General features: G+C 31.2%; 16 protein-coding genes and 1 pseudogene. 13 read left to right on the top strand and 4 right to left on the bottom strand.

Going from position 1 to position 13,565, the window contains the following annotated elements; all coding sequences use genetic code 11:
- The first annotated feature begins 658 nt into the window (after positions 1 to 658).
- The 5 genes from B2X73_RS09255 (at position 659) to B2X73_RS09235 (ending at position 4,258) form a co-directional block, all read left to right on the top strand.
- Complete coding sequence (locus B2X73_RS09255) at positions 659 to 2,287, top strand: helix-turn-helix domain-containing protein (protein ID WP_291090972.1); 1,629 nt, start codon at positions 659 to 661, stop codon at positions 2,285 to 2,287.
- Positions 2,288 to 2,420: 133 nt separating this feature from the next.
- Entirely contained in the window at positions 2,421 to 3,176 is a 756-nt protein-coding gene (locus tag B2X73_RS09250) for a hypothetical protein (RefSeq protein ID WP_291069953.1), read from the top strand.
- Entirely contained in the window at positions 3,173 to 3,589 is a 417-nt protein-coding gene (locus B2X73_RS09245; protein ID WP_306822320.1) for a DUF5675 family protein, read from the top strand. The genes B2X73_RS09250 and B2X73_RS09245 overlap by 4 nt, the downstream gene beginning before the upstream one ends.
- A complete protein-coding gene (locus B2X73_RS09240; RefSeq protein WP_115000470.1) occupies positions 3,576 to 3,803 on the top strand; it encodes a hypothetical protein in 228 nt (75 codons plus the stop codon). Before B2X73_RS09245 ends, B2X73_RS09240 begins: the two co-directional genes overlap by 14 nt.
- A 122-nt stretch (positions 3,804 to 3,925) precedes the next feature.
- Positions 3,926 to 4,258 (top strand): hypothetical protein, encoded by a 333-nt coding sequence (locus tag B2X73_RS09235; protein ID WP_291096314.1) that lies wholly within the window; start codon positions 3,926 to 3,928, stop codon positions 4,256 to 4,258.
- Positions 4,259 to 4,335: 77 nt separating this feature from the next.
- Here B2X73_RS09235 and B2X73_RS09230 read toward each other — a convergent pair whose 3' ends face one another.
- Positions 4,336 to 4,992: a 3-oxoacid CoA-transferase subunit B gene (locus tag B2X73_RS09230; RefSeq protein ID WP_291096312.1), complete on the bottom strand. Its 657-nt coding sequence runs from the start codon at positions 4,990 to 4,992 to the stop codon at positions 4,336 to 4,338.
- Positions 4,993 to 4,998: 6 nt separating this feature from the next.
- Complete coding sequence (locus B2X73_RS09225; protein ID WP_291096310.1) at positions 4,999 to 5,712, bottom strand: CoA transferase subunit A; 714 nt, start codon at positions 5,710 to 5,712, stop codon at positions 4,999 to 5,001.
- Between the two features lie 149 nt (positions 5,713 to 5,861).
- Here B2X73_RS09225 and B2X73_RS09220 point away from each other — a divergent pair, with 149 nt between their 5' ends.
- Genes B2X73_RS09220 through B2X73_RS09185 form a run of 8 tightly spaced genes read left to right on the top strand, consistent with a single transcriptional unit; the run spans position 5,862 to position 11,814 of the window.
- A complete protein-coding gene (locus B2X73_RS09220) occupies positions 5,862 to 6,497 on the top strand; it encodes a hypothetical protein (RefSeq protein WP_291096308.1) in 636 nt (211 codons plus the stop codon).
- A 20-nt stretch (positions 6,498 to 6,517) separates the two neighbouring features.
- Entirely contained in the window at positions 6,518 to 7,258 is a 741-nt protein-coding gene (locus tag B2X73_RS09215; protein WP_291096306.1) for an intradiol ring-cleavage dioxygenase, read from the top strand.
- Positions 7,259 to 7,264: 6 nt separating this feature from the next.
- Complete coding sequence (locus B2X73_RS09210) at positions 7,265 to 8,071, top strand: intradiol ring-cleavage dioxygenase (RefSeq protein WP_291096304.1); 807 nt, start codon at positions 7,265 to 7,267, stop codon at positions 8,069 to 8,071.
- Positions 8,058 to 8,570 (top strand): hypothetical protein, encoded by a 513-nt coding sequence (locus B2X73_RS09205; RefSeq protein ID WP_291096302.1) that lies wholly within the window; start codon positions 8,058 to 8,060, stop codon positions 8,568 to 8,570. The genes B2X73_RS09210 and B2X73_RS09205 overlap by 14 nt, the downstream gene beginning before the upstream one ends.
- Positions 8,563 to 9,603, top strand: coding sequence for a sensor histidine kinase (locus B2X73_RS09200; protein WP_291096300.1), 1,041 nt, complete (start codon positions 8,563 to 8,565; stop codon positions 9,601 to 9,603). Before B2X73_RS09205 ends, B2X73_RS09200 begins: the two co-directional genes overlap by 8 nt.
- The gene (locus B2X73_RS09195) at positions 9,596 to 10,282 is read left to right on the top strand and encodes a LytR/AlgR family response regulator transcription factor (RefSeq protein ID WP_291047557.1); all 687 of its coding nucleotides are present in this window, start codon (positions 9,596 to 9,598) and stop codon (positions 10,280 to 10,282) included. The genes B2X73_RS09200 and B2X73_RS09195 overlap by 8 nt, the downstream gene beginning before the upstream one ends.
- Before the next feature lie 12 nt (positions 10,283 to 10,294).
- Entirely contained in the window at positions 10,295 to 11,206 is a 912-nt protein-coding gene (locus B2X73_RS09190) for a hypothetical protein (protein ID WP_291052315.1), read from the top strand.
- Entirely contained in the window at positions 11,206 to 11,814 is a 609-nt protein-coding gene (locus tag B2X73_RS09185) for a class I SAM-dependent methyltransferase (protein WP_291047553.1), read from the top strand. Before B2X73_RS09190 ends, B2X73_RS09185 begins: the two co-directional genes overlap by 1 nt.
- Before the next feature lie 34 nt (positions 11,815 to 11,848).
- On the opposite strand, the gene B2X73_RS09180 is transcribed toward B2X73_RS09185, so the two are convergent.
- Together B2X73_RS09180 and B2X73_RS09175 are read right to left on the bottom strand one after the other, a co-directional pair.
- Entirely contained in the window at positions 11,849 to 12,604 is a 756-nt protein-coding gene (locus B2X73_RS09180) for an acyl-CoA desaturase (RefSeq protein WP_286496360.1), read from the bottom strand.
- Between the two features lie 521 nt (positions 12,605 to 13,125).
- Positions 13,126 to 13,565: pseudogene (locus B2X73_RS09175) on the bottom strand (hypothetical protein); the annotation flags it as partial.

Raw genomic sequence — 13,565 nt, 5'->3', positions numbered from 1 at the left:
CTCCTCTTAATTTCAAATGTTTTTGTGTCAAGACTTCCCCAAAGGGCATATGAATTCAATATTCATAAAATAATAAAGACCATGAATAAAAAAATGAAAGGAAGAGATCCTTTGAGAAACCTATAAGGACAAAATCCATCACGAAAAATGACGAAATAATTAATAAGAAAAAACAAACAAACCTTACTTCAAAATTTTAATTTTGCTTACCACATTACCACATTACCACATTACCACATTACCACATTACCACATTACCACATTACCACATTACCACATACTCCCAACATCAAGGCAAGATGAAGGCAAGATGAAGGCAACATAGTGGCAGTAGAGTGGCAATAAAGTTGAGGTAATAAAAAAGAGAAGTTTTACTTCTCTTTTTTATTCATCATTTAAGTTTCTTTGAAGTAATCGATTAGACTTATTTGTTCAAAGACATTCAAAACTAGAGATATTTATAGAACAACAAAGATTACAACAAGTACATTTTATAAAAAGAATGTATAATTTATAAATTATACACTTTTAAACGATTAAGTACTTAATAAACGATTTACGATATAAAATAAAGTATTTTAGTAGTAATCAATAGATCTATACCATGAAAAGAGTTCTAGTGTACACATACATACTCTTTCTACTTCCCCTTTTAATAATGGCTAATCAAGTTGATTCCTTAGCCTCAAAAGATAATGCCTATCTAATAGAAAAATTGGATGCATTAATAGATGAAAAGCATCATCCAAATGCGATGATCTATGTGCAAGCGTATATAAGAAATGCTAAAAAAGAAAAGGATAAGCTAAATTTATTTTATGCTTATAAAGAAGGAATCTTTTTTTCAAGTCATTTAAATACTCAAATAGAATATGCAGATAGTGCCATAATTACTGCCCGGAAATTAAAAAACAAAGATTTAATAGCAACAGCTTTATTATCAAAAGGGCTAGCCTATTACAAAGCAAAAGATTATAGAGAGGCGTTACAAAATTATTTATATGCAGATCAGGAGTTAAAATATTCAAAAGACCAATATTTATTACATAAAGTAACATTTAATATGGCAATGATAAAAATCAAATTAAATCAATGTAACCAAGCAGAAGAATTGTTGCTGAAATGTAAAAACTTTTTTCAATCAAAACCAGAGAACAAAGATTACCAAGCCTATTTATTAAATACAATATATCAATTAGCATCTCTCCATCAAGAAGTTGGTAACAAAGCAAAAGCGAAAGAATTGAATCAATTAGGATTAAATAAAAGCAAACTTGAAAATAACGAATTTTTCCATAGATACTTTACGATAAATAAAGCAATTGATGAGTTTTTAAATGATCAATTTGTGACGTCTATTCAATTATTATCAACTAAAGAAGATATTTTAATAAAAACGAATGATTTTAATACACTAACCAAAATTTATTACTACAAAGCAAAGGCATTTGATAAATTGAATAATCAACAACATAAAATAATATATTTTAACAAAATAGATAGTATTTTCAATGAATACAACTTCTTAGAAATTAAATATAGACCGATATACGAAAACATTTTAGAGGAAACATTGGTAGCTTCTGATACGAACAGACAACTATATGTAATCAATCAATTATTAAAAATGGATGAGTTAAATTATAAGCTAGATGCAGAAATGAGTCAAGTTGTATACAAAGAATATGACACAGTGCAATTGCTCAAATTAAAGGAAAAAATATTGAATAAGTCTCAAAAATTATATTACGTATTGGCAGCGTGTTTTACTGGAATAATAGTATTGATCGTAGGAATTGTAAAAACTAGAAATAAAAATAAACATTTAATCGAAAAGTACAATCTGTTTATTGAAGAATCTGCTCAATCAAGTTATACAGAACGGAGAATATCGATTAAAGATGAAGAGGATTTGAATAAAGAAGCATTTGAAAGTTTACTATTAAAATTTGAAGAATTTGAGCGGGACAGAGAATTTTTAAACCCTAATATAACAGTAGTAAGTTTGGCAAAATCATTTTCAACAAACACCACTTATTTATCAAAATGTGTCAATCAGTACAAAGGAATTAATTTTCCTTCTTACATCAATCGGTTGAGAATAAAATTTATTACTGATTTATTACAAGAACAACCACAATACCTTAATTATAGTGTAGGGGCATTAGGAGAAATAGCAGGTTATATGAATCCAAGACAATTTTCAAATGTTTTTTACAGTGAAACGGGCTTGCGTCCCTTAGATTTTATAAAAATTCAAAAACAAAAAAATAAAGAAAGTATATAATGGTTTATTAGTGTAATTTATTGACATACAAGGGCTAAAAAAGACTTAGCTATTGCTTTAAACAGATCGCTATTGCAACTTTACAAAACCATTGCGCAATGGAGATCAATGTTTAATTTAAAATTATAAAAAAATGGCGAAGCAAAAAGGCTTTTTAAAACTTAGAGGTTCAATCGGAGATTTAAACTTCTACAAATCAAAAGATGGTTATATGGTAAGAGAAAAAAGTTCTATAGACCGTAATACCATAATGAGTGATCCGCGATTTCAGCGTACCAGAGAAAATATGCAAGAATTTAAGAATGCAGGTACTGCTGGAAAAACACTACGAAACGCATTCAATGCGATCATAAAAAATGCAAAAGACAGCAAATTATCAAGTCGTCTCACAAAAGTAATGCATGGTATCCTAAAAGAAGATACTACAAATGCTCGTGGGCAAAGAAATGTACACAAAGGAAATCAATTACTGATGAAAGGCTTTGATTTTAATGCAGGGGCATCATGGTTGAAAACGGTATTAATTCCTGTACAAGTAGATATAGAACGTACTTCTGGTGAAACAAAATTTACATTAGAAGCATACAAACCCTTAGATGTGATAATAGCACCACAAGGAGCTACCAATTACCGATTTGTAGCAGCTTCTACAGAAATTGATTTTGAGAAGAACGAATACATTACCAAAACATCGTATACCGATTATTATCCATACGATGAGGTAGAAGTGAATGATGTAGAATTATTGAACAATCTTCCTCCAAATTCAGAACATACAATCGCTTTAGCAATTGGAATCGAATTCTACCAAGAGGTGAATACCGTTTTGTATCCATTAAAAAATGGAAGTTTTAATGCAGCACATTTAATCGAAATCAATTTACCATGATGACAATTGTAGTAGAACGAATGTATTATCCGAATGGTACAAATGGTAGCTTATTCATCAACGATAAGTTTATTTGTTATACGATCGAGTTACCATGGAAGGAGAACGAACCCCGCAATTCATGTATACCAGAAGGATGTTATGCAATCCAAAAGAGAAGCTCACCAAAATTTGGTCAACATTTTCTGATTACAAATGTACCCAATCGTTCATTGATTTTGATTCATCCTGCCAATCATGCAAAAACTGAATTACAAGGATGTATAGCTCCAGTAACCATATTAACAGGTGAAGGGAGAGGAGAGTTATCAAGAAAAGCATTTACAAAACTTAAAACTCTAGTAAATGATAAACTTGATCGTGATCAAAAAGTAAGTTTAAGGATTAAAAGTAAACAACATGACAATTATTAATCGCTTTACAGCACCTACACCTAAATTATTCCAACAACTACGAAATATAGGATTAACCTTAGCTGCAATTGGAGGTGTATTAATTGCTGCTCCTATAGCATTACCAGCAACATTAGTGACCATAGGAGGTTATTTGACCGTAGCAGGAGGAGTAATATCAGCTGTCAGTCAATTGACTGTAAATGACAAGAACCAAAGTAATGATGATGAATAATAGTAATACATCGTTAATTGTTGGAACGATAGGAGGAACAATGACAAGTTTGGTAGCGACCATTCAGTGGGAACAACTTGTTTATACGATTTGTATGGGAATAGTAGGAGCAATATGCAGTTATGGAACATCATATTTACTGCATAAGAAAAACAACCCTTACGACGAAGACTAAGCATTTGATTACAAGTGTGATTTGGAAATCTTATTTTATTGATGTAAATTTTAACATCATTCATTTAAGTTTCATTGAGGTAATGCTAATTATTACAGAAATGAAAAATAACGAATTACAAAGAATGGTGATTTATCCGAAAGATGTATCAATTATTACGGGAAAGGGGTATAGGCAAAGTCTACGCTTACTCAATAGAGCAAAGCAGATAATCGGTAAAGAGAAAAAAGACTTCCTAACTTTTGACGAATTTTTGATTGCTTTTAAGATGAAATCGTAAAACCAAAAATGAAAAAGGTTCTCAATTTTTTAATTGAAAACCTTTTTCTATATAATATAATTATTATAACTCTTATGTTATAAAACCATTTCCGGAATTTCTCCTTCAATAATTAATTTTCCTTCGGTTGCATTTTTGATGTCTTCTACGGAAATTCCAGGTGCTCGCTCCAATAATTTGAAACCACCTTTTGGTAAGACTTCTAAAACAGCTAATTCAGTAACAATTTTTTTGACACATTTTATTCCAGTCAAAGGAAGTGTACATTCTTTCAGAAGTTTAGATTCTCCTGCTTTGTTCACATGTTGCATTGCTACAATAATATTATCAGCCGAAGCCACTAAATCCATTGCGCCGCCCATTCCTTTCACCATTTTTCCAGGAATTTTCCAGTTGGCAATATCACCATTTTCTGAAACTTCCATTGCACCAAGAATTGTTAAATTGATTTTTCGTGCGCGAATCATTCCAAAACTCATCGCAGAATCAAAGAAGACTGAACCTGGTAAAGTTGTAATTGTTTGTTTACCCGCATTGATAAAATCAGGATCTTCTTCACCCTCGATAGGGAAAGGTCCCATTCCTAGCAATCCATTTTCTGATTGTAAAACAACATTTACATTTTCGGGAATATAATTGGCAACCAACGTAGGAATTCCAATCCCTAAATTCACATAAAATCCGTCTTGTACTTCTTTTGCAATACGTTTTGCAATTCCATTTTTATCTAACATTTTCTTTTATGATTTAGGTTGAACAGTTCTATTTTCGATACGTTTCTCGTATTTCGCACCTTGAATAATTCGATTGACATAAACACCAGGCGTATGAATTTGATTTGGATCTAATTCTCCAATTTCTACCAATTCTTCCACTTCGGCAATCGTAATTTTTCCACACATAGCAGCCGGATGATTGAAATTTGCCGTTGCACCACGGAAAACTAAATTCCCTGCAGTATCACCTTTCCACGCTTTTACAATTGCAAAATCAGGCTCGAAAGCATATTCTAATAAATATTCTTTTTCGATTCCGTAAAACGTGAATTTTCTGATTTCTTTTCCTTCAGCAACTTCAGTTCCAACTCCAGCAGGCGTAAAAATTGCAGGCATTCCATAACCAGCAGCCATTAAGCGAGTAGCTAAAGTTCCTTGCGGAATCAATTCAACTTCTAATTCACCTGAAAGCATTTGACGCTCAAATTCTGCATTTTCTCCAACATAAGAAGAAATCATCTTTTTGATTTGTCGTCCTTGTAATAATAATCCCAAACCAAAATCATCTACACCAGCATTATTACTGATACAGGTAAGATTATTGATTTTTTTGTCCACTAAACCTTGAATAAGATTTTCGGGAATTCCAGAAAGTCCAAAGCCTCCAACAGCCAGCGTCATTCCGCTTTCTACACCTTGTAGTGCTTCTTCGATGCTGTTTACTTTTTTGTTTATCATTTTTGTTGTGTTTGATCGTATAAATTCTATTGCTAAAGATAAATAAAATCGAATCATAATTCAATTAACCTACAAAAATCTTGGGTTAACCTCTAAAATTTAGTCGGATTAACATGATAAATTATATTTGTTTCAAGATAATATGAAGTATGATAAAGTTGTGTAAAGCCGAGAATCGAAATTTATTTGAGAATAAATACATCAGAATTAATGCATTAAATGATGATAATTCTATTTCTGATTTTGCTTTTATTGATGATGTTGCTGTGAATGGTCAAGGCACTTATCAAAAAGTGATTAAGGAAAGTGGTTATTTGATTTTGTTGCCTTTGATGAATAATATTCGCTTGAATATGAATGGTTTTAATTGGAAAATTGAAGTCAATCAATCGTTTATTTATTATTTAGAAAAAGGAACCATTATCGATATCGAAGGCGAATACAGCAACGATTATTCGTATTTCTATTCGTTGTTTTTGGTAAAAGAAAAACAGCAAATTGCTAAAATGATTGTTCCAATTGATTTTGAACGAGAAAATAGATTACAGAAAATTATTCGTCATGATTTGTTTAATGTCTTTTTGGGAAAATTTGATTTGAGAAGAGAATCAGAAATACCAATGAAAAAAGTTGAAAGAAATTGGTTGGTTATTTCGTTAACAGGAATTTTTGAGATTCATAATCGTTTAATCGAATCGAGAGATTTATTGGAAATTAAGTCAGATGAACACATCGAATTTGAATCGTTGAGCGAAAATTCTTTGTTAATGGTAATTGATTACTAATACTAAAAATACATAACAAAATGGAAAGAAAAGATTTTATCAAAAATAGTTTGGGTTTATTGGGTGCAAGTTTAATTGTTCCGAAAGTAATATCGTCTTGTTCTAGCGATGATGCAATAAATGATGTTTCGGCTTCAACAACAGAAGGTGGTACCAATCAATCGTGTACGGTTTGGCCAACAGAAACAGAAGGACCTTTTCCGACAAAAACTCCGTCGAGTTATATGAGAAGCGATGTAAAAGGCGACCGAACGGGTGTTGATGCAACGATAGAAATTGTGGTGCAAAATGCGAGTAACAATTGTTCTGCTGTAGAGGGAATTATCGTTGATATTTGGCATTGTGACAAAGATGGAAATTATTCTCAATATGGAGGAACGCAAATGCAACAAACCAATTATCAATCCTATAATTTCTTGAGAGGTAGACAAATCACCGATTCTGAAGGGAAAGTGAAATTTACAAGTATTTTTCCGGGATGGTATTCAGGTCGTGCAACGCATATTCATGTGCACATTTACAACGCAAATGGCGTTTCGATAAAAGTGACGCAAATTGCTTTTCCAGAAGGTACAAGTAGTGCAGTTGCAACGGTAAATTCGGCTTCGTCTTATGGTTATACAAAAGGTTTGACGGGTTATACGTACAATGCAAAGGATAATGTTTTTAGTGATGATAAAGAAGGGTTGCAAATAGCAACTGTTTCAGGAAGTTTGAGTGCGGGATACACCATTTCATCCAATATTAAAGTTTCAATTTAAAATAAAATGGAAAGAAAAGATTTTATAAAAAATAGTTTAGGACTATTAGGAGCAAGTTTAATTGTTCCAAAAGTGTTGATGAGTTGCAAAGACTCTACTGTTGTAAATGATTGTGAAGTATGGGCCTCTGAAACAGAAGGTCCATTTCCTACAAAAAAGCCAGAAGATTTTTTATCTAAAAATATAAAAGGCGATCGAACAGGAGTAGAGGCGACAATCAAAATTAATGTAACGAATGTTGATGAAAGCTGTCAACCATTAATAGGCGCGATTGTTGATATTTGGCATTGTGATAAAGATGGAAATTATTCGCAATATGGCGGAATGCGTATGCAACCAACCGACTATAAATCGTATAAATTTTTGAGAGGTAGACAAATAACCGATGAAAATGGAAATGTTGAATTTAATTCTATTTTCCCAGGTTGGTACGAAAGTCGTGCAACGCATATCCATGTTCATATTTACGATCAAAAAGGAAAATCATTAAAAGTAACGCAAATTGCTTTTCCTGAAGGTGAAAATTCTGCTGTAAAAATTGTAAATTCAGCCAAAGAATATGGTTATACAAAAGGTTTGAATGGTTATACGTACAATGAGAATGACAATGTTTTTTCGGATGATACAGACGGAAATCAATTGGCAAAAGTGAGCGGAAGTTTAGAAAAAGGATATACAATTGAGGCAAATATTGTAATTTCTACAGAAAATATAGATGAAGCGAAAGAGCCGATGGGCGGAGGGCCAGGAATGCCACCACCTCCAGATGGAATGCCTCCTTTTGATAGAAAACCAAAAGATGAAAACAATTAAAAAAGTTCAGTTTGCTTATCGTTTAGTGATTGACGCTTCGACAACGTCAATTTGGGAGAAATATGTTTTTGATGCGACGTACAAAGAATATTATTTGCAAGAGCAACTTTTTCAACAAGAAACGAATAAAGTAGAAACTTTTCGAGAATTATTGCGCCAAAATAAAAAAGCTGAGCAATTGCATTATTTGGTAGGAATGGCGACGATTCCGTATATCGAACAATTAGAAGGAAATTTGTATCAAATCACAGATAATTTGAACAAAACCCACCTTAATTTTGTAGATTTCGAGTTGGATATTATAAATTCATCTAATCAAAATCATGCAAATCACAAGGTTGCGCTTACATTTTATACCAAACAATATTTTTATTTTGGAGAGGTTAACAATCATTATTTAATTTCTTTGGATGAAGAGTTAAATGAAAATATAAAAACGTTGATGATTCCAAATAGACAACATTTTTCTATTGTTTCAATTGAATTACAAGATGAATAAAGTAAAAATTACAAAGAGAGAAATCGTTATTTTCAGTATAGTTTCAATTATTTTTCTGTTGATTCCATTTATTGCTGCGCCAAATTTTTCGAGCGATCAATCTATTTTCAAAACAGGTTTTTTCAAGCGAATGCTTTTTGAAAATATCTTATTGTTAGTGTTCTTTTTGGTGAATTATTTCGTGTTAATTCCAAAATTATATTTTCAGAAACGTTATTTTTTCTACATCGTTATTCTCATCATTTTCTTTTTTGTGGTGTATAAAGTTCCAGAATTTGCGTTTCATTTTAACAAAGTTCCACCAAAAATTCCGCCTTTTAATCGTTTTGAGTCTCGAAAACCGCCTCGTAATTTTATGATGTGGAGCCCGAAAATTATTATGTTTTCGATGATGGCGATTGTTTCGCTTTTTATTCGACAAAATAAACGTTTTCAGGAAATGAAAAATGAAAAACAATTGTCTGAAATTGCTTATTTAAGAGCACAAATCAATCCAAATTTTTTGTTCAATACGTTGAATAATATTTATGCTTTAACGCTTCAAAAGTCAGATTCTGCTTCGGATGCGGTGATGAAATTATCCAAAATGATGCGATTTGTAGTTTCAGATTCTTCCAAAGATTTTGTGCCTTTGCAACAAGATTTAGATTATATAAAGAATTATATTGAGTTGCAAAAATTGAGATTAACGAACAAAGAATCTGTTATTTTTGAGGTCGAAGGAAATTCTGCAGATTTAAGAATTTCGCCATTAATTTTAATTAATTTTATCGAAAATGCATTTAAATATGGTGTGATTGATGAAGCTTCGGAACCTGTCATTATTTCGATAAAAGTTGAGCAACAAACACTATTTTTGAACGTAGAAAATACCATTTCGAAAGAGGTAACTCCTGAAACTGAAAAAAGTGAAATTGGTTTGAAGAATACGAAAAAGAGGTTAGATTATTTTTATACAAATCATTATAAATTAACTATTCATAATGATTTATCTAAATTTATTGTTGAACTAAAAATTTTCTTGAATGATTAAAGTAATTGCGATAGATGACGAGCCTTTAGCATTAATGGTAATCGAAAATTATTGTTCGAGAAATGAACATGTCGAGTTAGTGAAAACATTCTCAAATTTGAAAGATGCACAGAAATATATCAATCAATTTCCAATCGATTTGATGTTTTTGGATATTCAGATTTCGCGTACGAATGGAATGGAATTTTACAAAAATTTAGAAAAGAAAATTCCTGTTATTTTTACTACGGCTTTTGCAGAATATGCGGTTGATGGTTTTAATGTTGCGGCGATAGATTATTTGTTGAAACCGATAGATTACGATAGATTTGAAGAAGCAGTGAATAAAGCGGTGCTGATTTTGGTGGATAAAAAACTGAATGAAGACAAAGAGTTTTTGACAATTCGAGCTGATTATAAACTGAATAAAATTGCGTACGATGATATCGATTTTATTGAAGGTTTGGACGATTATGTAAAAATTCATCTCGCAAACGGAAAACGAATTACTGCTCGAATATCGATGAAATCTATCTTAGAAAAACTGCCCGATCAACTTTTTGTCCGAGTTCATCGATCTTATATCGTTTCGATAAAAAAAGTGAAATCAATTCAAAATAAAGTCTTATATTTGAAAGACGAAGAAATTCCGATTGGTGAAACGTATAAAAATGTCATTCTAGAATTTTTCAAAATTTAAGAGGTTAAGAAAATGGAAAAAAAAGTGATTAGTCGATTTATCGTAAACATTTTTTTTTCCAATTTTTTTTTAATTCTACTTTCTATCGTGCTCAATATAGAGACGAATATCAAAATTGGTTTACCGTTTAATTCAATTGCGTATTACGCTTTTATTAGCACCATTACCGTATTGTTTTATTTGTATGCCTACAGAATTCCAAAATCTTTAAAATCATCAAGTAATCCAAGAACTCAGTTTTACATTACTCATCGTAAATCTGTTTGTATTTATACCGCTATTTTAGCCGTAATCGCTTTAGTTTCTGGAATTATTTTAGCGATAAATTGTTTACCGAATTACGAAATATTAACTTGGAAATGGTTGGCTGTTTTATTTTTTACGACAGTTTTATCCTTTGGTTATTATGATTTAAAATTAGGAATTTCATTACGTAAAACGATGTTGTTAAAACCATTTTTAATTGGCTGGACTTGGGCGATTACAACCGTTTTTTTACCTGTTTTATTTTTGATGTTGAAGAATGAAACGCATTATGTCATTGATGCAAAATTCTATTTTCTATTTTCTCAAACCTTTATGTATTGCGTTGTGAATGCGATTTTGTTTGATTTGAAAGATTATGAAGATGATAGCAACCGAAATTTAAAAACCTTTGTTGTAAAATATGGTTATCATTTTACGTTAAACCGCATTATTTTACCCTTAATATTTCTAGGATTTTTGAGTTTTGTAATCTTCGGAATATGTTATGGATTACCACTTCACCGCATATTGTTTATGTTAATTCCGATTGTTTTTTTAGCTATTTTCGCCTTTAAACTCAATCGTCCAAAAGCCATTTTATATTATTTAATTGCGATTGATGGAATGATTTTGTTGAAAGCAATTTGTGGAATTTTAAGCGTAATTTTATTCGAATAATGAATTACAATTTTATTGCGCCATATTATCATTCGTTGAGCCAGTTGATTTTTTTAAATCGTCAACATCAAGCTCATTTTGTGATTTTAAAATATTTGAAAAAGAATGATAAAATCTTGTGGGTTGGAGGAGGAGCGGGAAAATTTATCGCTGAAATAGAAAAGTTAAATCTAAAATTGGATATAGATTATGTTGATTTTTCTTCGAAAATGATTGATTTAGCGAAAATAGAAAAAACGTCGAATTTAAATATAAATTTTATTGTTGCGGATATTTTTGATTTCGAAACGGATAAAAAATATGATGTGGTGATGACTACTTTTTTGTTTGATCATTTTAATCAATCCAAAGCAGAAGAATTATTTAGTCAATTAAATTCGTATTTGAAAGTAGGAGGTTTGTGGTTTTATGTTGATTTTGTACAAAATCAGAAAGGTTGGCAAAAAAGTGTGACGAATGTGATGTTGAGCTTTTTTAGAATTGTTATTGGTTTGGATATTTCTCAATTGCCTAAAATGTATCAAAGTTTTCTACCCAATTTTAAAATCGTCGAACACAAATTCTTTTTCAAGAAATATATAGAAAGTATCGTTTATCAAAAGAAATAAAAAAAGCGATTCAATTTATTGAATCGCTTTTATTTTACATATAATCGGTGTCTAATTTACCTTTTTTGAACTGAATGATATTCATTTTATTCATTGCCCAAATGCATGGATACATTGGATCGAATTCCCATTTCTTAACTGCGAAATTAGGACGTCCGCCAAATTTATGGTGATTGTTATGTAAACATTCTCCCCACATTAACCAGTCAATCGGCATCAAGTTTGTCGAAGTATCTCCAACATCGTAATTACGGTAACCTAATTTGTGTGAAAACCAGTTGATGATTACACCATGTAGTGGGCTCATCAAAACTTGCATCGGAATGAATACAAAATACGTCCAAAGTGGAGCGTCAACAGCAACATAAATTAATATGTAAATGATTACCCAAGCTAAACGTACAGCATTATTTCCAGCAAATCTATCCCAAGAACGCCAAGAAGGAACACCTTTTTTGAATTTTTCTAAAACTTGTGTTTTATCGTGGTCAATTTCGTTGTAAACAATACGAGTTCTCCACATCATCGCAAAGAAATTTGGATCATATTGTGGCGAATGTGGATCCTTTTCTGTGTCTGCATACGCGTGGTGATGTCTGTGCATAACCCCGTATGTATAGGGACTTAGATAAGATGAACCTTGAAAAATCCACGCTAAAACGTGAAATATTTTTTCCCAAGCTCTTGACATCGTAAACATTGCATGTGATGCATATCGGTGATGAAAAAAAGTTTGGAAAAATAAAGAAGCATACCAATGTATAACAAAGATAATGATTACTGCTGTCATTACTAATTTTAAATTTTTACAAATATAATCGCTAGGATTGTGAATTCCACTAATTAAAATCATAGAACTCATAAAATTATTGATTATTTATAATGAAAAAATTTAATTTTTAATAGACTTTAATCAAATAAATTATCCATTTGTTAGTAAGGTTTTTACGTGTAAATATTTAATACTAAATGCATTGATTAAATAAATGTTAAAGTTACACACCTAAATAAGCAATTATTTCTCTTGCAATTGCTGCACCAGCTCTATTTGCACCCATTGAATGGGCAAGCCTTCTCTCACACGTTTATCTACAATTGCTACGGCTTCTTGCCCTAATTCTTCGGTGAATTTGTTATCTCTAAAATCGAGTTATCTTCTTTTTACCTATGTTGCATCGGTAGCTTTTGAGATTTCGTCTAATAATTGAACGACTTCCAATCACAACGATATCAACTTTGTAAAATAGTTCTGAATGATTCATTTTATAAAGCTAATTAAAAGTATTTGTAAAGTCATGTGAAGAAATCGTTTTATTTGGTTTTCTTCTGAATGCGATATGTAAATAGTGAAACTTTACATCCCCAAAGTTTTAGAATTTGAATTGCTTGTAAATGATTATCTTTTTCTTTTACAATTAATTGATCGGTAAATGAAGATATAAATTGAGCCCAATAATTGTGTTTAGCATCATTCAATAAAAAGTAGAAACCAGCATCTCCAAATTGTTTTCCGCTCGAATCTAAAATCAATTCATTCTCATGACTGACTCTAGGACTCATAATAACTGTTGCATTGCCTTTTGGTAAAGGAAAAACAGCTTTGATACAGGTTTTGCCAGAAGGAAGTGTACACGTCCCGTAAATTCCCGAATAAATAACTTTACCCGAAGTTTTGAATTTTCTCAACCAAATGGTATAAATAATTTCGTTGTTTTGCGGATGATTTAGTGTGGATATCCCCCTGAATTTTC

This window comes from Empedobacter sp. UBA7252 (assembly GCF_002472765.1).
GTDB lineage: Bacteria > Bacteroidota > Bacteroidia > Flavobacteriales > Weeksellaceae > Empedobacter > Empedobacter falsenii_B.
The sequence above is the reverse complement of the archived record's forward strand: the minus strand, read 5'-3'. Positions and strand labels throughout refer to the sequence as shown.

What these genes read in the sequence shown, in the direction of transcription:
- B2X73_RS09255 (WP_291090972.1), top strand. Translation starts at nt 659, where the DNA reads ATGGCTAATCAAGTTGATTCCTTAGCCTCAAAAGATAATGCCTATCTA.
- B2X73_RS09250 (WP_291069953.1), top strand. Translation starts at nt 2,421, where the DNA reads ATGGCGAAGCAAAAAGGCTTTTTAAAACTTAGAGGTTCAATCGGAGAT.
- B2X73_RS09245 (WP_306822320.1), top strand. Translation starts at nt 3,173, where the DNA reads ATGATGACAATTGTAGTAGAACGAATGTATTATCCGAATGGTACAAAT.
- B2X73_RS09240 (WP_115000470.1), top strand. Translation starts at nt 3,576, where the DNA reads ATGACAATTATTAATCGCTTTACAGCACCTACACCTAAATTATTCCAA.
- B2X73_RS09235 (WP_291096314.1), top strand. Translation starts at nt 3,926, where the DNA reads ATGGAACATCATATTTACTGCATAAGAAAAACAACCCTTACGACGAAG.
- B2X73_RS09230 (WP_291096312.1), bottom strand. Translation starts at nt 4,992, where the DNA reads ATGTTAGATAAAAATGGAATTGCAAAACGTATTGCAAAAGAAGTACAA.
- B2X73_RS09225 (WP_291096310.1), bottom strand. Translation starts at nt 5,712, where the DNA reads ATGATAAACAAAAAAGTAAACAGCATCGAAGAAGCACTACAAGGTGTA.
- B2X73_RS09220 (WP_291096308.1), top strand. Translation starts at nt 5,862, where the DNA reads ATGATAAAGTTGTGTAAAGCCGAGAATCGAAATTTATTTGAGAATAAA.
- B2X73_RS09215 (WP_291096306.1), top strand. Translation starts at nt 6,518, where the DNA reads ATGGAAAGAAAAGATTTTATCAAAAATAGTTTGGGTTTATTGGGTGCA.
- B2X73_RS09210 (WP_291096304.1), top strand. Translation starts at nt 7,265, where the DNA reads ATGGAAAGAAAAGATTTTATAAAAAATAGTTTAGGACTATTAGGAGCA.
- B2X73_RS09205 (WP_291096302.1), top strand. Translation starts at nt 8,058, where the DNA reads ATGAAAACAATTAAAAAAGTTCAGTTTGCTTATCGTTTAGTGATTGAC.
- B2X73_RS09200 (WP_291096300.1), top strand. Translation starts at nt 8,563, where the DNA reads ATGAATAAAGTAAAAATTACAAAGAGAGAAATCGTTATTTTCAGTATA.
- B2X73_RS09195 (WP_291047557.1), top strand. Translation starts at nt 9,596, where the DNA reads ATGATTAAAGTAATTGCGATAGATGACGAGCCTTTAGCATTAATGGTA.
- B2X73_RS09190 (WP_291052315.1), top strand. Translation starts at nt 10,295, where the DNA reads ATGGAAAAAAAAGTGATTAGTCGATTTATCGTAAACATTTTTTTTTCC.
- B2X73_RS09185 (WP_291047553.1), top strand. Translation starts at nt 11,206, where the DNA reads ATGAATTACAATTTTATTGCGCCATATTATCATTCGTTGAGCCAGTTG.
- B2X73_RS09180 (WP_286496360.1), bottom strand. Translation starts at nt 12,604, where the DNA reads ATGACAGCAGTAATCATTATCTTTGTTATACATTGGTATGCTTCTTTA.